We start from the raw sequence: 22,738 nt of genomic DNA on the forward strand, positions 1-22,738 counted from the left end.
CACCGTGCGTCGTGCCCGGTGTCCCGACGACCCGGACGCGACGACAGGAGGACCGCCACGTGGCTGACCGCAACCCGCCCACGATTCCCGAGAATGCCCGCGGTTACCAGGGTTTCGGCGGTGTGGTCGGGCGGACCACCTCGCAGTCGGAACCCTGGTGGCCCGAGGAGAAGTCCGCGCCGCCCGGAGCGCCCAACATCGTGGTCGTCCTCATCGACGACATGGGTTACTCGGACATCGCGCCGTTCGGCGCCGAGATCGACACACCCAATCTCGATCGGCTGGCGCGCAACGGAATCCGGTTGAGCAACTATCACACCACCCCGGTGTGTTCACCGGCACGAGCCGCTCTGCTCACCGGCCTCAACCCGCATCGCGCGGGCTACGGGAGCGTCGCGAACTCGGACCCGGGTTTTCCCGGCCTCCGTCTCGAATTGGCCGACGACGTGCTGGCGCTGCCGGAGATCCTCCGTGAATCCGGTTATGCGACCTACGCCGTCGGGAAATGGCATCTGGTCCGCGACGCGAACATGGGTCCGGGACGCGACCGGGGATCATGGCCGCTGCAGCGCGGTTTCGACAGCTACTACGGTTCGCTCGAGGGCCTCAACTCGTTCTTCTACCCCAATCAGCTCATCGCCGACAACTCGGTCGTCGACGTCGAGACGTATCCCGAGGACTACTACGTCACCGACGACCTCACCGATCGCGCCATCGGGCAGATCAAGAGTCTGCGCGCACAGGACCCCACCAAGCCGTTCTTCCTGTACTTCGCCCACATCGCGATGCACGGTCCGCACCAGGTGAAGGAGTCCGATCTCGCCAGATACCGCGGCCGGTATGCCGACGGCTGGGATGTCGTGCGACAACAACGCTTCGAGCGCCAGAAAGCGGAGGGGTTGTTCGACGCCGGTACCCGCATGGCCGAGCGCAACACCGAACCGGGATACGACGCCCCGCCGTGGGCGGACCTCACGGTCGAGGAGAAGCGGCGTTTCCAGCGCTACCAGGAGGTCTACGCCGCCATGGTCGACAGCGTCGACCAGAGCGTCGGCCGGGTCCTGGACACGCTGGACGAACTCGGCGAGCTCGACAACACCATCGTCGTCTTCACCTCGGACAACGGCGGGACCGCCGAAGGCGGCCCGTCCGGGACCCGTTCGTATTTCAGTCAATTCGTCCACGGACCGGTGCCGCCGGACTGGGAGCGCGACGTACCGCACGACGAGGATCTCATCGGGTCACCCGATCTGGGGGTGCACTATCCGCGTGGCTGGGGCCAGGCGTCGAACACACCGTTCCGCTTCTACAAGGGCCAGACCTTCGCCGGCGGCGTCCGGGTGCCGTTCGTCATCTCGTGGCCCGCCGGCCTGTCGCGAGACCCCCGGGACAATGGCGTGCGACGGCAGTTCTCGTACGTGACCGACGTCGTCCCGACGCTCCTCGAACTCGCCGGGGTGGACACCCCCACCCACCGGCACGGACGGCCCGCCCAGGAGCGGGACGGCGTGAGTGTCGTGGATTTCCTCCGGAATCCGTCTGCGGAGTCTCCCCACATCGAGCAGTACGCCGAGTTCGGCGGACATCGCGGGTTCTATCGCGACGGCTGGAAACTGGTGTCCTTGCATCAGGATCCGGCGGCGGTGGACGATCCGGTCTGGGAACTGTACGACGTCACGAACGATCCCGCCGAGACCCGCGATCTGGCTGCGACGCATCCCGACAAGGTCACCGAGCTGGCCCGTGCCTGGGACGAGGCGGCGTGGCACAACACGGTGTTCCCGCTGTTCGACTCGCCCGCGGCACAGTCCCGCCGCCGGCCCGCGGAGGAGCGCCTGAGCGACCCGGTGCGGATCCTCGCCGGCACGCCGGCCCTGGAGCGGTACCGCTCGAGTCGATTGATCGCCTACCGCGACTTCGACATCGAGGCCGAACTCGACGGATGGACTCCCGACGCCGAGGGCGTCGTGGTCGCGCATGGAGACCCCCAGGGCGGGTACCTGCTGTATGTCGAGTCGGGCTCGGCGCATTTCGTGTTCAACGCCTACGGTCGCCGGCACCGCGTGTCGGGTCCGATGCCGTCGGGTACCACCCGGCTCGTCGTCCATGCCGTCGCGACGCCCTCGGTGCGCTGGGGATTCACGATCGAGGCGGCGGCCGGCGAACATTCGTCGGTCATCGCGAAGCTCGACGATCAGGTGCAGCTGGTCGGCATGGCGCCGTGGACGGGCATCTCGGTGGGCGTGGACGCCCGCGGGCCGGTGGATCCCGATCTCCGGAGGCGCCGGGGCGTGTTCCGGTTCGGCCCAGCGCTTCGCGCGGTGACCTACCGCCCCGGAACGGTGCGGGTCCCCGCCGATGTCCGGCGCGAGATCGACCAGGCCGCCGAGTCCTCGGCGGACTGACGCTTCCGATCACCGTGAGCGATTACCTCGATCGCATCGCCATCGTGGTGATCTCATGAATCCGATTGCCACGAAACGACATCGAGAAGAGAGGACACGAGATGACCTTGGCGCAGATCGAGGACCGGACCGAGCGCGAGCAGGCGGCGCATCGGATCTACCGCGACGCGGGGATCACCGTCGACAAGCTCGGCGAGCACATCGGGGCCCGCGTCGGGCAGGTGCGGCTCGGCGGGGACATCGCCCCGGAACAGGTGGAGGCGATCCGGCTGGCGCTCGCGATCAACAAGACGATCGTCTTCGAAGGCCAGGATCAGCTCGACGACGCCAGCCAGTACGCCTTCGCCGAGCTCCTGGGCGATCCCACCGCACCTCATCCCACGGTGACCTCACGCGGTGAGCAGTTGCTGACCATCGAGGGTGCGGCGAACAGCTGGCACTCGGACGTGACGTTCGTCGATCGCATCCCGAAGGCGTCCATTCTCCGCGCCGTGACGCTGCCCGCCTACGGCGGCGCGACCACCTGGGCGTCGACGGTGGCGGCCTACGAACAGCTGCCGAAACCGCTGCGCGCACTGGCGGAGGAACTGTGGGCCACCCACACCAACCTGTACGACTACGTCAGCCAGTCGGAACCTTCGGGGGGAATCGACGTCAGCCGCAAGGCCGATCACTACAAGGAGTTCACCAGCTCGGAGTACCAGACGCTGCACCCCGTCGTCCGAGTCCATCCCGAGACCGGCGAACGCAGCCTGCTGCTCGGGCACTTCGCCAAGGAGTTCCGCGGCCTCAAGAGTTCGGAGTTCGCCGACCTCTACCAACTCCTCCAGGCTCGCATCGTGAAGCTGGAGAACACCTTCCGGTGGAATTGGAAGCTCGGCGACGTGGCGATCTGGGACAACCGCGCCACGCAGCACTACGGCATCGCCGACTTCGGCAACCAGAAGCGCGAACTGCACCGCATCACGCTGGCCGGCGATGTACCGGTGGACGTCCACGGTCAGTCCAGCCAGATTCTCCAGGGCGACGCGACGCACTACTCGGTCGTCGAGGAACCCGCACGTCTGTCGGTGTTCGCGGCCTGAACCTCCCCGGCCACCACCGGCCGGGTACCCGGCGGTCACAGATCTCGGCCCGACCGCCGGGTACCCCGAGACCGGCGAGACCGCGTTGTGACGGAGAACTCCCGACGATCCGTCGTGATCCGGGTTCATCCGCCCGTCGGCTGGGTACCCCACCGCTACGCACTGGTGATGGGGAGAACCCGCCACCTGCACACCGCTCAGGCACCCTGGGGCGAGCAGCCAGGGTGATGAGTGTGCCGGGTGCAGACTGGAGCAGACATGGCCATCACCGACATCGCGGGGTACGCACACCTCTCTGACGCCGACATCGATTCGCTCGCTTGCGAACTGGACTCGATACGGTCCGACGTCGAAGCCGATCGGGGCGCGAGCGATGCGCGCTACATCCACCGCGCGGTCGCGCTGCAGCGATCGCTGGAGGTCGCCGGACGGGCGGTGTTGGTCTTCTCCAGACGCCGGCCGGCATGGATCGTCGGAACGGGCCTGCTCGCATGCGCGAAGATCATCGAGAACATGGAACTGGGCCACAACATCATGCACGGGCAGTGGGATTGGATGAACGATCCCGAACTGCACAGCGCCAAGTGGGAATGGGACCAGGTCGGGCCGTCCGCCCAGTGGAAGCAGGCACACAACTACTCCCATCACGTCTACACCAACATCGTCGGAATGGACGACGACATCGGATTCGGCGTCATCCGCATGACCCGCGACGTCCCGTGGCGACCGATCAACGCGCTGCAACCGCTCGCCAACATCGTGCTGGCACTGACATTCGAGTGGGGCATCGCCAGGCACGACCTCGACGCGGAGAAGGCCAGAGAGGCCGCGGCGGCGGAAGCGGCACCCGCGAGACTGCCGGCCCCACGGGCGCGAAGCCGCCGCGAGTTCTCCCGCAAGATCGGCAGGCAACTCCTCAAGGACTTCGTCGTCTTCCCCGCGTTGACCGGACCCGCGTTCCGTTCGACCATGACCGCGAACCTCACCGCGAACGTGCTCCGCAACCTGTGGGCGTACGTGGTGATCTTCTGCGGACATTTTCCCGACGGCGCCGAGAAGTTCACCATGAGCGACTTCGCATCCGAGACCCGGCCGCTCTGGTATCTACGACAAATGCTGGGCAGCGCGAACTTTCGTGCCGGACCGGTCATGGCGTTCATGAGCGGCAACCTGTGCTATCAGATCGAGCACCACCTGTTTCCCGACCTTCCCAGCAATCGCTACCGTCAGATCTCCCGTCGCGTGCAGGCACTGTGCGAGCGCTACGACCTTCCCTACACCACGGGCTCCCTGGCACATCAGTACCTGCTCGCGCTCCGCACCGTTCACAAACTGGCTCTCCCCGACCGATTCCTCCGTCGTTCGTCACACGACGCCCCGGAGACCGGTTCGGAACAGCGATTCCGCTCCGTGGTCCCGAGGGTGGACAGCGTCAGTCCGGGAGTCGGCCGACGGACCGGTCTCCGGAGTGCCCTGGCCGGTCACCCTCGACAACGTGTCGCTGCGGGTCCGACGCCCACTGCGAGAACGAGCCCGGGAACAGCGCTGCGTCGATACCGGTGATGGCGAGCGCCGCGATCTGGTGCGCCGCGTTGATCCCGGAACCGCAGTAGACCACCGCGCCGGACGCGGTCTCCGGGTCGAGGCCGACACCCGCGAATCGCCGCCGCAGCTCATCGGCCGGACGGAAGCGCCCGGACGCGTCGACGTTGTCCGCCGTCGGGACACTGATGGCCCCGGGGATGTGACCCGCGCGCGGGTCGACCGGTTCGGACTCGCCCCGATAACGTTCGGCGGCGCGGGCGTCGAGCAGGTGTTCCGGCCCGGCCGCCACGTCGTCGATCGTCGCGACCGGCAGGTGCCCGGCGGCGAGCGTCACTCTGCCGGGTCGCGGCCGACCGCCGTCGCCTGTCGTCGTCCGCAGGCCCTCGGCACGCCATGCCGCCAGACCGCCGTCGAGGAGTCGCACGTCGGCGATCCCGGCCCAGCGCAGCAGCCACCAGGCGCGGGCGGCCGCGAGATTTCCGGAGTCGTCGTACACCACCACCGGCACGCCGTCGTCGATCCCCCAGCGCCGGGCCGCGTCCTGGAGGTCGGCGACGGCGGGCAGCGGGTGTCGTCCGCCGACCGGGCCCGACGGCGGGGCCGCCAGTTCGGAGTCGAGGTCGACGTAGACCGCGCCGGGGATGTGACCCTCGCGATACGCACGCCGGCCGTCGAAGTCGCCCAACTGCCAGCGCACGTCCAGCAGCACCGGCGGCGTCGCCAGCAGCATCTCGGCCAGGTCGAGTGGATCGATGACGACGTCGCTCATGGCGGCGAGGGTACCAACGGGCCGCGATGGAAGAATGGGACGAACCGCCCGAGTCCGGGCACTCACGTCAACGCTGTCGACATCGACAGCATCGTCAACAACAGGGGGTCCCGTTCGTGGCGCTGTTCTCCGCCGTCGTCTTCGGACTCATCACCTTCTGGCTGCACCGGCGCATCGTCCGGGCCACCGCGCTTCCCCGACCGTGGTCGATCATCGCCGACATACTGCTGGTGATGCTGTGGGCACTCGTCCTCGTCGGCTTCGCCGCCGGACGCTCGGTGGACCCGTCGTGGTCACGGCCGTTCGCCTTCGTCGGCCTCGTGTGGATGGCGGCGGTCCTCTATCTGTTCCTGGGCCTCGCGGTGATCGGCCTCGTCTCGTTCGCGGCGCACGTCGTCCGGTCGATCCGCCGACGCCGGTCGGGTGTGCAGGACACCCCCGCGCTCGCGGCCCGCCGGCTCGGCCGACTCCGCGGTGCCACCGCGACGGTGGTGGTCCTCGCTCTCGCCATCACCGGTTACGGGGTGTTCGAGGCATCCCGGCCGCAGGTCGTCGACGTCGACGCCACCCTGCCGGGACTGCCCGCGCAGTTCGATGGCACGCGCATCGCCGTGGTGTCGGATCTGCACGTGGGTCCGGCCCGCGACGCGTCGTTCACGCAACGCGTCGTCGATCAGGTCAATGCGGAAAAGCCCGACCTCGTCGTCCTCGTCGGCGACCTCACCGACGGGACCATCCCGTACGTCCGCGACACCCTCGAACCGCTCGCCGATCTCCGGGCTCCGCTGGGCGTCTTCGGTGTCAGCGGAAACCACGAGTACTACGCCGACGACGGCGGTCGGTGGCTCGACGTCTGGGAAGAATTCGGCGTGCGGACGCTGCGCAACGCCCGGGTGCCCCTCGAGGTCGACGGCGCGACGATCCAGCTGGCCGGGGTCCACGACTACACCGCCCCGGAACCGTATGAACCGGATCTGCCTGCCGCCCTGTCGGGTTCGTCAGCCGAGGACTTCGTCCTGTTGCTCGCCCACCAGCCGCGGCAGGCCTTCGAGGCCTCCGATCTGGGTGTCGACCTGCAGCTGTCGGGCCACACCCATGGCGGGCAGATGTGGCCCATCCGCTATCTGGTACGCGCCCAGCAGCCGACCGTCACCGGCCTGGACGAGGTCGGTGACACCGCCGTGTACACCACCCGCGGCGCCGGGGCGTGGGGTCCCCCGGTACGGGTCCTCGCCCCGCCGGAGATCACGATGCTCACCCTGCGATCTGACGCGCCCTGAGTACTCGCTCAGGCAGCAGCGGGGCCGTTGATGTCCGACGGATGGGTCGCCAGCGGGGTGACCTTGATCTGCATGTACGGGAACAGCGGCAGGCCCGACAGCAGCGCGTGCAGTTCGTCGTTCGACTCGACGTCGAAGATCGAGAAGTTGGAGTACTCGCCGACGATCCGCCAGATGTGCGGCCACTTGCCCGCCCGCTGCAGATCCTGGGAGTACGCCTTCTCCCTCGCGACGGTGTCGGCCCGCACGTCGGGGTCGAGATCGTCGGGAATGGAGACGTCCATCCGTACGTGGAACAGCATCACTTCTCCGGGTCGAGCACGAAGTCGTAGGAGACCGTGTAGCCACCCTTGCCGTCGGCCTGCGGATCGAGCACGAGTTCGGGCTTGACGGCGCTGGCGACGTCGTCGTCGTTGTGCGGGTCGCCCGGGAAGTACAGCTGCGCGGTGAGCTGCTCGTGGCCCGGCGCCGACACCTTGAGGTGCAGGTGCGCGGGACGCCACGGATGCCAGCCGGCCGCGGAGATCATCTTCCCGCACGAGCCGTCGGTCGGGATCATGTACGGCGCGGGCCGAATGGTGGTGATCTCGAACCGGCCGTCGTCGTCGACGGTGAAGGTGCCGCGGAGGTTCCATTCCGGGATCCCCGGGGCGAACTGGGAGTAGAAGCCGTCGTCGTCGGCGTGCCAGAGTTCGACCGTGGCGCCGGCCAGTGCGGTGCCATCACACGACCGGACCTGACCGGTCCACAGGAGTGGATCGCCGGATTCGTCGTCGCGCATCGGGAGGGTGCCCTTGGCGCCGAGTTCCGGTGCGTCCGGGACGTAGTACGGGCCCTCGATGCTGCCCTTGTTGCCCTGGCGGTGCTCGGTGGCCACGTCCTCGACGACGTGCTCGACCCACACGTCGAGGAACAGCGGCCACTCCCCGTCCTCGCCGACGTTGATGAGCCACGCCTTCAGGGCGTTGTACTCGTCGTAGGTGACCTTGTGCTTGCGGATGGTCTCGTGCACGCCGGCGAGGACCTCGTTGATGAGGGTGGAGACACGCTCGGGCGGAGTGTCCTTGACGGCCTCGAACGGCGACTTGTCCGCGTGGAACCGCTCGGTCGCCGAGGCGCCGGACGCGGCGGCGGTGGCGACTTCCTGGGGATGCTCGGTGGTGGTCATGTCCTTCTCCTTGTTGCTCCGGGTTCGTGGGGCTGCCACGAAAGGTGTTGGGGGGGCGGTGCTTTCAGTTGTCGGTGCGGTACTGCTCGAGCTTGTCCGGATCGATCTCGAAACCGATGCCCGGCGCGGTCGAGCGGTGCAGGTGGCCGTCACGGATCTGCAGCGGTTCGGCCAGCAGGTCGTCACTCATGTCGAGGAAGTTCGACAGCTCACCGGCGTAACGCGAGGTCAGATCGAAGGCGCTGCCGAACGCGAGCGCACAGGCCGTCCCGACCTGGCCGTCGATCTGGTTGCCCATGACGACCGGTACGCCCAGGCCCTCGGCGAGGTGGTGGATGCGGCGCGACGTGGTGAACCCCGAGCGTGCGGTCTTGATGCTGATGGCGGTCGCCGACCGGCCGAGGATCTCGCGGGTGACGTCGGCGGGGGTGGGCACCGATTCGTCGGCGATGAACGGCACCGCCAGCTGTTCGACGAGCCAGCGCCGGCCGAGCACATCTGCTGCGTCACAGAGCTCTTCGGCGAACAACAGATCGAGGTCGGCCATCTCCCGCATGGCTCGCGCGGACTCGGCGGCCGACCAGCCCCGGTTGCCGTCGACGTACAGTTCGACGTCGCCGCCGAACCGCTCGCGGAGGGCGCGGACGACCGCGGTGTCGAGGGAGGCGGGGTGACGCCCGACCTTCACCTTGAACGTGCGGATCCCGTAGGTGTCGACCATTTTCTCGGCTTCGGCGACCATCGCGGCCGGCTCGGCGAAACCGAGCATGTGGCTGACCCGCATCCGGTCGGTGTAGCCACCGAGCATGTCGCCGACCGGGAGTCCGAGAACCTTGCCCAGGGCGTCCCAGATCGCCATGTCCACAGCCGATTTCGCGGCCGGATTGCCGATCGTCCGGGCCATCCGGGCGGCGACGACCTCACGCTCGAGCAGGGTGAGGCCGACGACGGCAGGCGCGAAGATTCCCTCGATCACGGCGATGATGCCGTCCTGGGTCTCCCCGTAGGTGAAGGGCCGGGGCGGCGCCTCGGCGACGCCGACCACCCCGGCGTCGGTGTGCACCCGGACCAGCACGTGGGTCGCGGCGTGCACCTCACCGGAGGCGAACAGCAGCGGCTTCACGTAGGGGATGGCGAACGGTATCGCCTCCACAGCAGTGATTTTCACGATGTCTCTCCAGATCGCGCACCCGGACGGGCGCTCACGGAACGATGGTCGGCGAGCGGGGTCTCGCCGGGATCGGGGGCGAAGGCGTCGACGATGACCTCGGCGACCGCGGCGACGACCGGGTCGTCGGCGCCCGACCTCCACGCGAGTGCGACCTCGACGGTGTCGGCGTCGGCGAGGTCGCGCACCACGAGGCCGTCGAGAGGCAGCGAACGCACCGAGGCCGGCAGCAGGGAGACACCCAGGCCGGCGGCGACCAGCGCCAGCAGCACGGCGGTACCCGGCGCCTGGTGAGCCCGATGCGGAACGAAACCCGCTGCGCGACAGGCACGCACCGCGGCATCGTTGACCGCCGAGTCCCGGCTGTCGTAGAGCACGAACGGCTCGTTGCGAAGGTCGGCGACCGAGACCACGGGTTCGACGGCGAGGCGGTGATCGACCGACACCGCGAGCACCATCGGCTCGACATCGATCACCTTCGTCTCGATGTCCTCACCGATCGCCGGCGGGCGGAGCACCCCGAGGTCGAGGCTGCCGACCCGCAGGGCATCGCACTGCCCCGGCGTGAGCATGTCGGACCGGATACGGAGATCCACGTCGGGCAACTCGCGCTTGACGACCCGTGCGATACGCGGAAGGTGGGAGAAGGCGGCGATACCGGTGATACCGACCCGGACAAGACCGCTGCGGCCGGCGGCGATCCGACGCACGCCGTCCACGGCTTCGTCCACGCCGGCGAGGATCCGTTCGGTCTGGACCCTGAGGTACTGCCCGGCCGGAGTGAGCGACACCTGGCGCGTGGTCCGCGTGAACAGTGTGACGTCGAGCTCGGCCTCGAGCTGGCGGATGGCGTACGACAGCGCGGGTTGCGCCACATGAAGTGACTCCGCCGCCTGGCCGAAATGGCAGGTGTCCGCCACCGCGGCGAAATACCGCAAGTGCCGTAGTTCCATGACCCGCCTCGTCTCGCCGATCGACCCACCGCGGCTGTGACCGCGGACACGTCTCACGGTAGAGCGTCGATCCATACATGACAAAGACAAAATTTACGTCGATTGATCAATCACATCGATCAATCGACTACTGGGCCAGGACTGGCAATTACCCCAGTGTGATCGCCACCACGTGCTGCCACAGTGCAAAGAGCAGCCCACTTTCTGGAGGTAAACGACCATGACCGCGTCAGTATCGGAACACCTGAACCATGTGAACTCGGTCCTCGGCGACGCGGTCGTCGACGACCGTGACGCCGGCGTCTACCGCGCCAACCGACGGATCTTCACCGATGAGGACATCTTCGAGCTGGAGATGAAGCACATCTTCGAGGGCAACTGGATCTACCTCGCGCACGAGAGCCAGGTCCCCGAGCCCGGCGACTACTTCACCACCTACATCGGTCGGCAGCCCGTGGTCATCACCCGCGACAAGAGCGGTGAACTGCACTGCCTGATCAACGCATGCGCGCACCGCGGCGCCATGATCTGCCGTCGCAAGACCGACAACCGGATGACCCTCACCTGTCCGTTCCACGGGTGGACCTTCCGCAACGACGGCACGCTGCTCAAGGTCAAGGACCCGGACGGCGCCGGTTACCCGGACACCTTCGACGTCGACGGTTCGCACAACATGACCAAGGTCGCGCGCTTCGACAGCTACCGCGGCTTCCTGTTCGGCAGCCTGAACGACGACGTCAGTTCGCTCGCCGACCATCTCGGCGACACGCGCGTGGTCATCGACATGCTCGTCGACCAGTCCCCCGACGGACTCGAGGTCCTGCGCGGCGCATCCACCTACACCTTCGACGGGAACTGGAAAGTGCAGGCGGAGAACGGTGCCGACGGCTACCACGTCACGGCCACCCACTGGAATTACGCTGCCACCACGTCTCGTCGCGGCACCGGCGAGTCGAAGAACGACACCAAGGCACTGGACGCCGGCGGTTGGGGGAAGTCCGGCGGCGGCTACTGGTCCTACCCCAACGGTCACCTGTGCCTGTGGACGTGGGCGGCCAATCCGCAGGACCGTCCGCTGTGGGATTCGCTCGAGCATCTGAAGGAGATCCACGGCGACGCCAAGGGCGAGTTCATGGTGAAGGGCTCGCGCAACCTGTGCCTGTACCCGAATGTCTATCTGATGGACCAGTTCTCGACGCAGATCCGCCACTTCCGTCCGATCGCCCCGGACAAGACCGAGGTCACCATCTACTGCATAGCCCCCAAGGGGGAGAGCGACTCCGCACGGGCGCACCGCATCCGTCAGTACGAAGACTTCTTCAACGCCTCCGGCATGGCCACGCCCGACGACCTCGAGGAGTTCCGCTCGTGCCAGCTCACATTCCGGGCGCAGGCCGCGCCGTGGAACGACATGAGCCGAGGCGCCGAGCACTGGCTCACCGGGCCCGACCCCGTCGCCGAATCGCTGGGTATGACCGGGGTGATCTCGGCCGGCGTCAAGAACGAGGACGAGGGCCTCTACCCCGTCCAGCACGGCCACTGGCTCGAGACGATGCGCGCCGCAGCTGCCGCCGAACAACGCATCACCGCCACCGAGCACTGAAAGGGATGGCCATGACGAACGTCCACACCGATTCCCTTGCACCGGCGTCCCCCCGAGGCGCCACCGACTCGACCGGGAAACTCATCACCCAGAACATGATCGAGCAGTTCCTCTATCGGGAGGCGCGTCACCTCGACGACCGCGAGTTCGAGAAGTGGCTCGACTGTTACGCCGACGACGTCGTCTACTGGATGCCGTCGTGGGACGACCGGGACCGCCTCACCGAGGACCCGAACCGCGAGATCTCTCTCATCTACTACGGCAACAAGGGCGGCCTCGAGGACCGGGTGTTCCGGATCCGCACCGAGCGGTCGTCGGCAACGTCACTTCCGGAACCGCGGACGAGTCACAACATCACCAACGTGGAGGTCATCGACCGGCGCGGTGACCTCGTCGACGTCCGATTCAACTGGCACACCATGTATTTCCGGTACAACACCGTCGACCCGTACTACGGCACCTCGTTCTACACGATCGACTTCTCCGGCGAGCATCCGCTGATCCGGCGCAAGACGATCGTGCTCAAGAACGACTACATCCATCACGTCGTCGACGTCTACCACTTCTGACAGGAGGACCTGTCAATGACTGTCACCACAGAGTCGGGTGTCGCCGGCACCGACGACACCGCGACCACCCACCAGGTGGCTCTGTCCTTCGAGGACGGGGTCACCCGATTCATCACGTGCCGGGAGGATCAGACCATCGCCGACGCGTCGTATCGTCAGCGCATCAACATCCCGCTCGACTGCCGCGACGGCGCGTGCGGCACGTGTAAGTCGTTCTGCGAGTCCGGGGATTATGACGGCGGCACCTACATCGATGACGCTCTCAGCGACGACGAGTCGGAGCAGGGTTATGCGCTGCCGTGCTGCATGAAGCCGAGATCCGATCTGGTTCTGCAGATCCCGGCGACGTCGGACATCGCCAAGACGCAGGCGGCCAGATTCACCGGCACCGTCGTCGAGCTCGACCGGCTGTCGGAATCCACCGTCCGGCTGGGTATCCGCATCGAGAATCGCGGACAACTGGCGTTCCTGCCGGGTCAATACGTGAACATCGAGATCCCCGGCAGCGATGACGGACACGGCAGCCCGATCACCCGGTCGTACTCGTTCGCCAACGGACCGCATGAGGATCGGTTGATCTTCTTGATCAAGCTGACGCCCGGCGGGGCCATGTCGACCTATCTCACCGACAGCGCCGCCCGGGGTGAACCGATCGCATTCACCGGCCCGCACGGTTCCTTCTTCCTCCGCGAGGCGGACCGGCCGGTGCTGTTGCTCGCCGGTGGCACCGGGCTGGCCCCGATCCTGTCCATGCTGCGAAAGTTGGACTCGGACAACAGCCGACGCTCGGTCCACCTCATCTATGGGGTGTCCAGCGACGTCGACCTGGTGGCGATCGACGAGATCGAGTGGCTCGCCGGCCGGTTACCCGGGTTCACGTGGGACCACTGTGTCTCCGATCCGGCGAGTTCGGCACCCAACAAGGGTTACGTGATGGGCCTGATCGAACCGGCCCACCTCAACGACGGCGACGTGGCGATCTATCTCTGCGGTCCTCCGCCGATGGTGGAATCGGTCCGGCAGCACGTCACCGAGGCCGGAATCGAACCGACCGGTTTCTACTACGAGAAGTTCGCGCTCGCCGCACAGGGACGCCCGGGGGCCGACGCCGGGCCGGACGCGGGCAGCGTGACCGACACGGAGGTCGTTCACGACGAGGTGTCCGACGACGACCCGGCGATGACCGCTCTGGCGGATGACACCGGCGTGCCGGATCCCACCGCCGCGCTCCTACTCGCACCGGACGCGCGGGCGATCGCGGGACAGGAGACACTTCCGTCCACGGAACTCGACGCATGGTCGGGCACCCGCCCCGCCGCGACCGAGGACTCCCGCGCCCGCATAGCCGGTCAACTCCTCTGGCCCCACGGTTCGGGCGCCGCGACCGTCGATGTGGATGCCGAGACGATCCAGGCCACCGTGTCACAGTCCGGCGCAGCCGCCCGCTCGATAGCCGGACAGGAGATGTTCGCCGCATCGGACATCACCGCGCTCCACGCCCATCCCGCACCGGCGCCCACTCCGCCGCAGACTCCCGACCGCGACGCGTCCCCCGCACCGACAGTCATCGGGTCACACGGATACCAGATCGGTGAGGAGCATCCGGAGATCACCGAGTCCGACGCGCTCTTCGAGGCACGGGCCGCACTCGAATTGGGCGCGCTGGAACTGACTTTCGGCCGGTTGTCCACCCAGCAGCTGGCGGGCTACCGGCTGCTCGCCGACGCCACGGTGCCCTACGTCGACGGCGACCGGTTCGTCGATTCCGCCGAATACACCGAGACCAACGCCGCGTTCCACGACTATCTGTTCCTGCTCACCGGCAACGATCACCTGCTCGAGGCCTACAAGGCTCTCGGCGTGAAGGGCCGCATGAGCGAGGTGTTGCGGAACGCGACATGGTGTCACCCGCTGTGCGCCCAGGATCACCTCGACATCGTGACCGCGTTCACCTCCGGCGACCACGACGGCGCCCGTGAATTGATCGTCGCCCACGCCGACCGCTCCAAGCAGACCATGCGACGGGCGATGTCCGACGAGATCCGCTCGCGGCGGCCGCGTTTCGTCACCCCGGGCCGGTTCACCGGCAAGGTCGTGGTGATCACCGGTGCCGCGCAGGGCATCGGGGAGCAGACCGCCCGGCGGATCAGCGCCGAAGGCGGGCAGGTCGTGCTGGCCGACCGTTCCGAACTCGTCGACGACGTCGCCCGCGAACTCGCCGGCACCGGACGCGGTGCGGTGTCGGCCGTCGCCGACCTCGAGACCTTCGCCGGCGCCGAGGCCGTCGTCCGGCGTGCGATCGACTCCTATGGCCGCGTCGACGTCCTCATCAACAACGTGGGCGGGGCGATCAACTTCAAACCGTTCACCGAGTTCACCGACGAACAGATCCGCGCCGAGATCGACCGGTCGCTGATGACCACACTCTTCACCTGCCGCGCGGCGCTGCCGTCGATGGTGCGATCAGGGCGCGGTGTGATCGTCAACGTCTCGTCCGCCGCGACCCGGGGAATCCACCGGATTCCCTATTCCGCGGCCAAGGGTGCGGTCAACGCGCTGACCGCGTCCCTGGCGCTGGAGTACGCCGACGAGGGAATCCGGGTCGTCGCTACGGCGCCGGGCGGAACCGACGCACCTCCGCGCCGCATCTCACGCGGCACGCCGGAACCGCGCAGCGACATCGAAGCGCAGTGGTACCAGGCCCACATCGACCAGACGCTCTCGTCATCGACGATGCACCGGTACGGCACCCTCGACGAGCAGGCGGCTGCCATCTGCTTCCTCGCCTCGGACGAGGCGTCGTACATCACCGGGACCGTGCTGCCCGTCGCCGGCGGCGACCAGGGTTGAACCGCCCCGCGACCCCCTAGTATGGACCGATGATGGTCACCGGCGGGTGTGTCGGCCGCGACCGCGAGATCGAGTTGCTGTCCTCGCGGCTCGACGCCGTGTCGGAGTCGGGTTTTCTGGCGGTCACGGGAGATCCCGGCATCGGCAGGTCGACGCTGCTGAGGCACCTGGTCCGGCGGCGGCTGTCCGCTCCGACAACCGGTCCCACGCTCTGGGCCGCGGTGTCACCGTGGCTGGCGCACACCCCCGGCGCGCTCATCCGGCAGCTGATACAGGACCGGTCCGACGCCACACGTGCGACCGCTACCGTCCCGACCCCGGACGACCTGCTCGACGCACTGCTTGCAGCGGTCACCACTCCCGCGGAGGCATCGGCCGAGATACCCGGCGACACAGCAGTTCTCATCGCTGTCGACGACGCCGACCTCGCCGACGAGGAGTCCCTGCAGGCGTTGGTCTCTCTCACCCGCGAACACCGCGATCGCCGAATCCTGGTTGTCGTCACCATGTCTCGGCGGGGAGCACGGCTCGTCGGCAACGCACTCGACGAGTTGCGACTCGACGGCCTGGACGCGTCTGGTACGGCTGACATCGCCGCGCAGCGCGGCATCGTGTTGCACCCGGCGATGCGCGAGGAACTGTCGCGGCACACCGGAGGGAATCCACGCGACATCGTGGCCCTGCTCGACGAGGTCCCGGCGGGCACCTGGTCGCGCACCGGTGTGGGGCTGCCCGCGCCGGCCCACGTGGTCACCATGGTCCGGGAGCGGTTGCCGGACACCGGGACACCGCCCCGTGCGCTCATCGAGGCGCTCGCCATCCTCGAACCCGCCGAGCCCCTCGCCACCGCGATCGCGCTGGCCGGGATCACCGACCCCCTTGCTGCGATCGACGCCGCACAGGCAACCGGTTTGATGACTGCCGACGGGGCGCTGACACCCGCGGAGGCGCAACCGCGTCTCGCCGGCCCCCTGGTGCGGGCCGCCGTCCTCGAGGTCCTCGGCATGAAGACCGTGGGCGACGCCCACCGCCGGGCCGCGGACCTGGTCGACGACCCCGCCCGGCAGCTCCATCACCGCGTCGCGGCCACCTCGACGGTCGACGCCGCCCTCGCCGACGACCTCGCCGATCTGGCACGTGCCCGCGGCGCCGACGGCGCGTGGGCCGAGGCCGCCGGGCTGTACCGTCAGTCGGGCCGGCTCACCCCCGACCCGTTGCAACGTGACACACGGGTGACACTCGCGGTCGATTCGCTTCTCGCCGCGGGCGACTGCACCGGCGCCGGCGCGCTCGTGCCGACCGTGGAGAGCTTGCGCGAGACACCACTGCGCAATGCGACCCTGGCGTACCTCGCCATCCTTCGGGGCCGGTCGGCGGAGGCACAGCTGCGTCTCGACCGGGCGTGGGCCATCGTCAACGCCGAGCGCGAGCCCGATATCGCCGCCCTGATCGCGCAGCGTTTCGTCCTGCACAATCTGGTCCGATGCCAGGGCATCGAACTGGTCGACTGGGCCGATCGCGCGAACGCGATGGCCGACGCCGGATCAGCCGCCCGGGTGGAGGCCGCCGTCATCCGCGGGCTGGGACTGGCGTGGTCGGGACACCCTGATGCCGCACGCGCCGAGTACGAGACCGTCTCCGAACGGGTTCGGTACGGCGCGCAAGCCCAGCGCGCGATCATGGGTCGCGGTTGGCTCGAGCTCGGCCTCGACGAGATCGACGCGGCGCGTACCGATCTCGAAACCGCCGTATCGATGGCACAGCTGGGCGGATCCACCCGGATCACGTTGTGGGCGCTGGCCTGGCTCGCCCGGGTGCAGTTCCTCACCGGCGATTGGGACGATGCGCTGCGGGGCGTCGAGGCCGGCCGCGCACTGGCTCGCAGCAGTGGCATCGCGCTGACGACGCCCCTGCTCAACTGGACTGCGAGTCAGATCCATTCGCTGCGCGGCAACTGGGAGGACGCGCACGGGAGTGTCGCGCAGAGCAGCACCTCCATCGGCGACTACGAGATCATGCGGATACCCGACCTGCTGGCCCGCGCCCAGCTGGCGGAGGCCGCGGCCGACTACGGTCGGGTCCGGCGAATACTGACGCCGCTCGTCGCGCTGGCCGAGTCCGTGCCGGCGCTGTCCGAGCCGGGCTTGTGGCCGTGGGTCGACGTCCTCGCCAACGCACTGGTCCTCGAGGGACGGCACGAGGCCGCCGACGATCTGCTGCGACGCTACGAGATCCGGTCGGCCGAGCGGGGCCACCGTTCGTCGGCAGCCCGGATGAAGTACGCACGCGGCCGCCACCTCGGCGCGACCGGTGACATCCACGGGGCACGACGCACCTTCGAGGAGGGCATCGAACTCCTCGACGGACTCGGACTGCGTTACGACCAGGCGCGAGTGAATTTCGCCTACGGCCAGACGTTGCGACGTGCGGGCAAACGCCGCGCCGCCGACGCCGTCATCGGGACCGCCCGCGACCTGTACCTGTCGCTCGGGGCCACTACCTACGTCGAACGCTGTGAACGTGAACTGAAGGCCGGCGGTCTCGCGACCTCGCGCGGCGAGAACCACACCGCAGCAAGGGATGGCGCCGAACTCACTCCCCAGGAGGAGGCGGTCACCGCGCTCGTCGCGCGCGGCCTGTCAAATCGGGAAGTGGCGGCCGAACTCTACATCTCACCGAAGACGGTGCAGTACCACCTGACCCGGATCTACGCGAAACTCGGCGTACGGTCCCGCGCCGAGTTGGCGGCCACCCGCCGGTGACGTCGCCCGTGCGTCCGATCCCGTCGACCGTGCGTCCGATTCTGTCGACCGTGCATCCAATCTAATCGACTGTGCAACAGCAACAGTCGATTTACACCCCGGCCGCTGCGTAACCCGCCGTCCGGTCGGTGACGGGTGCACCGGTCTTGGCCTCGACCATCCCCAGGTCGACGTCTGGGGCGAACTCCACGACGTCGAATCCCGTTCCGGCGATGTCGAACACGCCGAGATCGGTGATGACCCGGCTCACCACGGCGCGCCCGGTCAGCGGGAGTGCGCAACCCTCCAGCAGCTTGGGTTCACCCTTCTTGGTGACATGGTCCATCAGCACGATGACCCGGCCTGCACCGTTGACGAGGTCCATGGCGCCGCCGATGCCCTTGACGAGTGCACCCGGCACCATCCAGTTGGCGAGGTCGCCGTTCATCGCGACCTGCATGCCACCGAGGACCGCGACGTCGACGTGACCGCCGCGGATCATCGCGAAACTCGTCGCCGAATCGAAGTACGACGCTCCGGGCAACACCGACACGGTCTGCTTGCCGGCGTTGATGAGGTCGGGGTCGACCTCGTCGTCATAGGGAAACGGTCCGACGCCGAGGATTCCGTTCTCGGCGTGCAGATGGACACCGGAGTTGTCGGGCATGAGGTCGGGAATCATGGTGGGCAGCCCGATTCCCAGGTTGACGTAGTCGCCGGGGGTGAGTTCGCGGGCGGCGCGGGCGGCCATCTCGGTACGGGTCCAGGTCATGTCGACACTCCTAGGCTGACGGCGATGCGGTGGGACGTTCACGGACGGTGCGCTTCTCGATCCCCTTGCGCGCGACTTGGTCCGGGGCGAGTTCGACGATCCGCTGCACGAAGATGCCCGGCAGATGGATCTCGTCGGGTCCGAGTTCGCCGACCTCGACCACCTTCTCCGCCTCGACGATCGTGATGCGCCCGGCCATCGCTGCCGGCGGGTTGAAATTGCGTGCGGCAGCGTGGAATCGGCAGTTTCCGTCGGTGTCGACCACCGCGGCCCGGATGAGTGCGTAGTCGGTGACGATCGACTCCTCGAGGACCATCTCCCGACCGTGGAAGGTCCGGACCTCCTTGGGCGGCGACGACTCCGCGATGGTGCCGTCGGAGTGGTAGCGCCAGGGCAGCCCGCCCTCGGCGACGAGCGTGCCGACCCCGGTGGGGGTGAAGAACGCCCCGATCCCGCTTCCGCCGGCGCGCATGCGTTCGGCGAGCGTGCCCTGCGGGGTCAGTTCGACGGTCACCTCACCGGACAGGAATTGGCGCCCGAACTCCTTGTTCTCCCCGATGTAGGACGCGACGACCCGGTCGATACGACGGGCCTCCAGCAGCAATCCCAGGCCAGCGCCGTCGGTTCCGCAGTTGTTGGAGACGATGGTCAGGTTCGCCGCACCCTGCTCGAGGAGCGCGTCGATGAGGAAGCCGGGGATGCCGGCCAGCCCGAAGCCGCCCACGGCGATGCTCGCGCCGTCGGGGATGTCGGCCACCGCCTGTGCCGCCGACGCCGCGAGTTTGGTCGGGCCGCCGGGACGGTCGACGACCGTCGTCGTGGCGGAGCTGTCGAGAGTGCTCATTGCTGCTCCAGGTGTTCGATCAGTGCGGGAGTGATGATGTCGGGTTGCTGCGCAGTGGCGAGGTGGGCCGAATCCGGGACCACCAGCAGGCGGCCTTTCGGCACGGCATCGGCTATCTCGCGCAACAGATCCGGCGGGGTGGCCGGGTCGTCGGCGCCGGCGATCGCCAGCGTGGGCGCGGTGATCGACGACAGATCGGGCCGCTGATCCATCAGGGCGATCGCCTCGCAACAGGCCGCGTATCCCTCGGCGGGAGTGGCGGCGACCATGGCCTCGTACCCCTGTCGCGCTTCGGTGTTCGCGGCGAGGTATCCGGGGGTGAACCACCGCTGGACCACGGCCGCGGCGACCGCCGAGGTGCCGTCGGCGCGCACGAGCGCGGCACGGTCGGTCCAGCCCTGTGCGGGCGGCAGGTACGCCGCGGTGCACAGCAGGGCCAGGCGGTCCACGCGTTCGGGATCACGCGCGGCGACGCGCATCATGGTCATCCCGCCGAGCGAGAGGCCGACGAGGTGTGCGCGTTCGATATCGAGGCGGTCCAGCAGGGCGATCACGTCGTCGGCCAGCTCGTCGATCGAGTACGGGCCATGTGGCACAGGCGAATCGCCGTGCCCTCGGGTGTCGTAGCGTACGACCCGGAACCGTTCTTCGAGCGCGGCGATCTGGGCGTCCCACATCCGGTGCGTCGACCCCAGTGAATTGGACAGCACGACCGCCGGCCCGTCGGGTCGCCCGGTGACGACGGCATGGACCTGCACGCTCATCGGATCGCCTCGAAGATCGCCGCGAGACCCTGTCCGCCACCGATGCACATCGTCTCCAGGACGTACCGGGAGTCGCGGCGGCGGGCTTCGTAGGCCGCGGTGGCGAGGATGCGCGCACCGGTGGCACCGATGGGATGACCGAGGGAGATGCCGGATCCGTTGGGGTTGAGCCGTTCGTCGGTCGGGTCGATCTTCCACTCGGCGAGGCAGGCGAGCACCTGGGCGGCAAAGGCCTCGTTGAGTTCGATGAGGTCGATCTCGTCGAGCGTGAGGCCGGCGCGTTCGAGTGCGGCGGCGGTGGCCCCGACCGGACCGATGCCCATGGTCGCGGGCTCACACCCGGTGACCGCCCAGGAGCGCAGTGCCAGAAGGGGTTCGAGCCCGCGGCGCTCTGCCTCTGCGCGCGTGGTGACCACGCACATGGCCGCGCCGTCGTTCTGGCCGGAGGCGTTCCCGGCCGTGACCGTCGAGTCGGGGTCGATGCCGACTCGGATCGGACGCAGGGCGGCGAGTGATTCCGCGGTCGCGTCGGCCCGCGGGTGCTCGTCGTGATCGACGACGGTGTCCGGCCGGCCCCGCCGTCCCGGGATGGTGACCGGCACCAGTTCGTCGGTGAAATGTCCGCTGTCGTGAGCCGCGATCGCCCGTTCGTGCGAACGGGCCGCCAGTGCGTCCTGCTCGGTCCGCGAGATGCCGTATCTCGCACGCAGGTTCTCGGCGGTCTCGATCATCCCGCCCGGAACCGGGTGCGACTCGCCGCCGGCCGTCAGACGCCCACGATCGAGACGATCGCGGAGTTCGACGCCACCCTGTTTGATCCCCGACCGGAGGCCGAGCGCGTAGTGCTCGACGGTCGACATCGACTCGGCACCACCGGCGACGACGAGACGGGCACCCCCGGTCGCCACGGCTGCCGCGCCGGTCAGGATCGCCTGCAGGCCGGAACCACAGCGACGATCGACCTGCATTCCGGGTACTCCGACACCCAGGCCGGCATCCAGGGCCGCGATCCGGCCGAGCGCCGGTGACTCTCCGTTGGCGTAACCCTGCCCGAGGATCACGTCATCGACATCGCCCTCGCCGAGCCCGGTGCGTTCCGCGAGTACGCGAAGCAGGTCGGTCGCCAGCCGGGTGACGGGAACCGATGCCAGCGCACCACCCATGCGCCCGACCGGGGTACGCAGCGGCGAACAGACGACGACATCGGAACCCGCGTCCATGGTGAGAGGAGCCATGCGCTCCACCCTAGGAACTGTCGTCGATATGGAGAAGTACTCGTATCGCAGAGTTTGATATGCAATAGATATCAAACGACTACACTGGCGGCATGGAGCTCCGCCATCTGCGGTACTTTCGCGCCGTCGCCGAGGAATTGCACTTCGGCCGGGCCGCGCAGCGACTCCACATGGCCCAACCACCGCTGTCGCAGCAGATCCGCCAACTCGAGGACGAGCTCGGGGTCGCGCTGCTGGTCCGGTCGACGCGGCGCGTCGAACTGACCCCCGCGGGTGCGGACTACCTGCAGCGAGTGGAAGCGATCCTGGACTCGGTCGACGCCGCCACACGGCAGGCGCAACGGATCGCCGACGGACGCCAGGGCAACCTCGCGATCGGGTGCGTGGGTTCGGCCACCTATTCGCTCCTGCCCGCGCTGGTGCGCGCCCTGAGTGTCGAACTACCCGACGTGGACGTCAGCGTGCGCGGCGAGATGCTGGCACCCGCCCAGATCGCCGCGCTCGCGTCCGGGGACATCGACCTCGCGTTGTTGCGCGTCCCGATGGACACGACCGGCCTCCAGGTCGAATCGATCCGCCGCGACCGCCTCATCGTGGCACTGCCTCACGATCATCGGCTCGCCCACGGCGCACCGGATGCGACCGTGGACTTCGCACTGCTGGCCGGTGACGACTTCGTCGTGCATGCGGGCGGCGGGAAGTCGCTCATGCACGGCGTCCTGTCGGCGGCCGCCGGACGCGCGGGTTTCGTCCCGAGCATCCGGCACGAGGTCGAGGAGACGTCGACGCTCCTGACACTGGTCGCCGCCGGGGTGGGGGTGGCCCTGGTCCCCGAACCCACCTCGGCGCTCGGCGTACCCGGCGTCGTGTACCGGCCGCTCGACGCCCCCGAGGAGGTCGAACTGGCCGTGGCGTTCCCGGACGGGCGCCGAACCCCACTCGTCGACCGGGCCCTGGCGGTGTTGCGTACCCTCTCCTGAACGCCGC

General features: G+C 68.3%; 17 protein-coding genes and 1 pseudogene. 9 read left to right on the forward strand and 9 right to left on the reverse strand.

Going from position 1 to position 22,738, the window contains the following annotated elements; translation table 11 throughout:
• Positions 1–59 precede the first annotated feature (59 nt).
• The 3 genes from AMD30_RS01405 to AMD30_RS01415 all read left to right on the forward strand — a co-directional run bounded on the left by AMD30_RS01405 (position 60) and on the right by AMD30_RS01415 (position 5,053).
• A complete protein-coding gene (locus AMD30_RS01405; RefSeq protein WP_055474467.1) occupies positions 60–2,405 on the forward strand; it encodes an arylsulfatase in 2,346 nt (781 codons plus the stop codon).
• 101 nt (positions 2,406–2,506) lie between these two features.
• Entirely contained in the window at positions 2,507–3,490 is a 984-nt protein-coding gene (locus AMD30_RS01410) for a TauD/TfdA dioxygenase family protein (RefSeq protein ID WP_055474468.1), read from the forward strand.
• A 258-nt stretch (positions 3,491–3,748) separates the two neighbouring features.
• The gene (locus AMD30_RS01415; RefSeq protein ID WP_197282722.1) at positions 3,749–5,053 is read left to right on the forward strand and encodes a fatty acid desaturase family protein; all 1,305 of its coding nucleotides are present in this window, start codon (positions 3,749–3,751) and stop codon (positions 5,051–5,053) included.
• Here the strand turns inward: AMD30_RS01415 and AMD30_RS01420 are convergent.
• Positions 4,965–5,804: pseudogene (locus tag AMD30_RS01420) on the reverse strand (sulfurtransferase); the annotation flags it as partial. The gene AMD30_RS01415 and the pseudogene AMD30_RS01420 sit on opposite strands and share 89 nt — an antisense overlap.
• 116 nt (positions 5,805–5,920) lie before the next feature.
• On the opposite strand from AMD30_RS01420, the gene AMD30_RS01425 reads away from it, so the two are divergent.
• On the forward strand, positions 5,921–7,084 hold the full coding sequence (locus AMD30_RS01425; RefSeq protein ID WP_035717373.1) for a metallophosphoesterase: 1,164 nt from the start codon (positions 5,921–5,923) through the stop codon (positions 7,082–7,084).
• A gap of 8 nt (positions 7,085–7,092) precedes the next feature.
• Here the strand turns inward: AMD30_RS01425 and catC are convergent, their stop codons facing one another.
• The 4 genes from catC to AMD30_RS01445 form a co-directional block, all read right to left on the reverse strand.
• Positions 7,093–7,386 carry a muconolactone Delta-isomerase gene (catC, locus tag AMD30_RS01430; RefSeq protein ID WP_010842743.1) on the reverse strand — a complete coding sequence of 98 codons (294 nt, stop codon included), beginning with the start codon at positions 7,384–7,386 and terminating at the stop codon, positions 7,093–7,095.
• The gene (gene catA / locus AMD30_RS01435) at positions 7,386–8,252 is read right to left on the reverse strand and encodes a catechol 1,2-dioxygenase (protein WP_055474554.1); all 867 of its coding nucleotides are present in this window, start codon (positions 8,250–8,252) and stop codon (positions 7,386–7,388) included. The genes catC and catA overlap by 1 nt, the downstream gene beginning before the upstream one ends.
• A 64-nt stretch (positions 8,253–8,316) precedes the next feature.
• Positions 8,317–9,420 (reverse strand): mandelate racemase/muconate lactonizing enzyme family protein, encoded by a 1,104-nt coding sequence (locus AMD30_RS01440; protein ID WP_055474469.1) that lies wholly within the window; start codon positions 9,418–9,420, stop codon positions 8,317–8,319.
• A complete protein-coding gene (locus AMD30_RS01445; protein ID WP_055474470.1) occupies positions 9,417–10,373 on the reverse strand; it encodes a LysR family transcriptional regulator in 957 nt (318 codons plus the stop codon). Before AMD30_RS01445 ends, AMD30_RS01440 begins: the two co-directional genes overlap by 4 nt.
• Before the next feature lie 220 nt (positions 10,374–10,593).
• On the opposite strand from AMD30_RS01445, the gene benA reads away from it, so the two are divergent.
• From benA to AMD30_RS01465, 4 genes are read left to right on the forward strand one after another with little or no spacing between them, the layout of a single operon-like run.
• On the forward strand, positions 10,594–11,976 hold the full coding sequence (gene benA / locus AMD30_RS01450) for a benzoate 1,2-dioxygenase large subunit (protein WP_055474471.1): 1,383 nt from the start codon (positions 10,594–10,596) through the stop codon (positions 11,974–11,976).
• Positions 11,977–11,987: 11 nt separating this feature from the next.
• Positions 11,988–12,545, forward strand: a complete 558-nt coding sequence (benB, locus tag AMD30_RS01455) for a benzoate 1,2-dioxygenase small subunit (protein WP_055474555.1) — start codon at positions 11,988–11,990, stop codon at positions 12,543–12,545.
• 15 nt (positions 12,546–12,560) lie between these two features.
• Entirely contained in the window at positions 12,561–15,395 is a 2,835-nt protein-coding gene (gene benC / locus AMD30_RS01460; RefSeq protein ID WP_055474472.1) for a benzoate 1,2-dioxygenase electron transfer component BenC, read from the forward strand.
• A gap of 29 nt (positions 15,396–15,424) precedes the next feature.
• On the forward strand, positions 15,425–18,157 hold the full coding sequence (locus AMD30_RS01465) for a helix-turn-helix transcriptional regulator (RefSeq protein WP_055474473.1): 2,733 nt from the start codon (positions 15,425–15,427) through the stop codon (positions 18,155–18,157).
• Positions 18,158–18,248: 91 nt separating this feature from the next.
• On the opposite strand, the gene AMD30_RS01470 is transcribed toward AMD30_RS01465, so the two are convergent.
• From AMD30_RS01470 to AMD30_RS01485, 4 genes are read right to left on the reverse strand one after another with little or no spacing between them, the layout of a single operon-like run.
• Complete coding sequence (locus AMD30_RS01470) at positions 18,249–18,908, reverse strand: 3-oxoacid CoA-transferase subunit B (RefSeq protein ID WP_055474474.1); 660 nt, start codon at positions 18,906–18,908, stop codon at positions 18,249–18,251.
• Between the two features lie 10 nt (positions 18,909–18,918).
• Positions 18,919–19,752, reverse strand: a complete 834-nt coding sequence (locus AMD30_RS01475; protein ID WP_055474475.1) for a CoA transferase subunit A — start codon at positions 19,750–19,752, stop codon at positions 18,919–18,921.
• The gene (gene pcaD, locus AMD30_RS01480) at positions 19,749–20,516 is read right to left on the reverse strand and encodes a 3-oxoadipate enol-lactonase (RefSeq protein WP_055474476.1); all 768 of its coding nucleotides are present in this window, start codon (positions 20,514–20,516) and stop codon (positions 19,749–19,751) included. Before pcaD ends, AMD30_RS01475 begins: the two co-directional genes overlap by 4 nt.
• Positions 20,513–21,751 carry an acetyl-CoA C-acetyltransferase gene (locus AMD30_RS01485; RefSeq protein WP_055474556.1) on the reverse strand — a complete coding sequence of 413 codons (1,239 nt, stop codon included), beginning with the start codon at positions 21,749–21,751 and terminating at the stop codon, positions 20,513–20,515. Before AMD30_RS01485 ends, pcaD begins: the two co-directional genes overlap by 4 nt.
• A 92-nt stretch (positions 21,752–21,843) precedes the next feature.
• On the opposite strand from AMD30_RS01485, the gene AMD30_RS01490 reads away from it, so the two are divergent.
• Complete coding sequence (locus AMD30_RS01490; RefSeq protein WP_055474477.1) at positions 21,844–22,731, forward strand: LysR substrate-binding domain-containing protein; 888 nt, start codon at positions 21,844–21,846, stop codon at positions 22,729–22,731.
• Positions 22,732–22,738 lie beyond the last annotated feature (7 nt).

This window comes from Gordonia sp. HS-NH1, assembly GCF_001418765.1.
Lineage (GTDB): Bacteria > Actinomycetota > Actinomycetes > Mycobacteriales > Mycobacteriaceae > Gordonia.

Coding starts and splice junctions, on each gene's coding strand:
- AMD30_RS01410 (WP_055474468.1), top strand. CDS start 2,507: ATGACCTTGGCGCAGATCGAGGACCGGACCGAGCGCGAGCAGGCGGCG.
- AMD30_RS01415 (WP_197282722.1), top strand. CDS start 3,749: ATGGCCATCACCGACATCGCGGGGTACGCACACCTCTCTGACGCCGAC.
- catC (WP_010842743.1), bottom strand. CDS start 7,386: ATGCTGTTCCACGTACGGATGGACGTCTCCATTCCCGACGATCTCGAC.
- catA (WP_055474554.1), bottom strand. CDS start 8,252: ATGACCACCACCGAGCATCCCCAGGAAGTCGCCACCGCCGCCGCGTCC.
- AMD30_RS01445 (WP_055474470.1), bottom strand. CDS start 10,373: ATGGAACTACGGCACTTGCGGTATTTCGCCGCGGTGGCGGACACCTGC.
- benA (WP_055474471.1), top strand. CDS start 10,594: ATGACCGCGTCAGTATCGGAACACCTGAACCATGTGAACTCGGTCCTC.
- benB (WP_055474555.1), top strand. CDS start 11,988: ATGACGAACGTCCACACCGATTCCCTTGCACCGGCGTCCCCCCGAGGC.
- benC (WP_055474472.1), top strand. CDS start 12,561: ATGACTGTCACCACAGAGTCGGGTGTCGCCGGCACCGACGACACCGCG.
- AMD30_RS01465 (WP_055474473.1), top strand. CDS start 15,425: ATGATGGTCACCGGCGGGTGTGTCGGCCGCGACCGCGAGATCGAGTTG.
- AMD30_RS01470 (WP_055474474.1), bottom strand. CDS start 18,908: ATGACCTGGACCCGTACCGAGATGGCCGCCCGCGCCGCCCGCGAACTC.
- AMD30_RS01475 (WP_055474475.1), bottom strand. CDS start 19,752: ATGAGCACTCTCGACAGCTCCGCCACGACGACGGTCGTCGACCGTCCC.
- pcaD (WP_055474476.1), bottom strand. CDS start 20,516: ATGAGCGTGCAGGTCCATGCCGTCGTCACCGGGCGACCCGACGGGCCG.
- AMD30_RS01485 (WP_055474556.1), bottom strand. CDS start 21,751: ATGGCTCCTCTCACCATGGACGCGGGTTCCGATGTCGTCGTCTGTTCG.
- AMD30_RS01490 (WP_055474477.1), top strand. CDS start 21,844: ATGGAGCTCCGCCATCTGCGGTACTTTCGCGCCGTCGCCGAGGAATTG.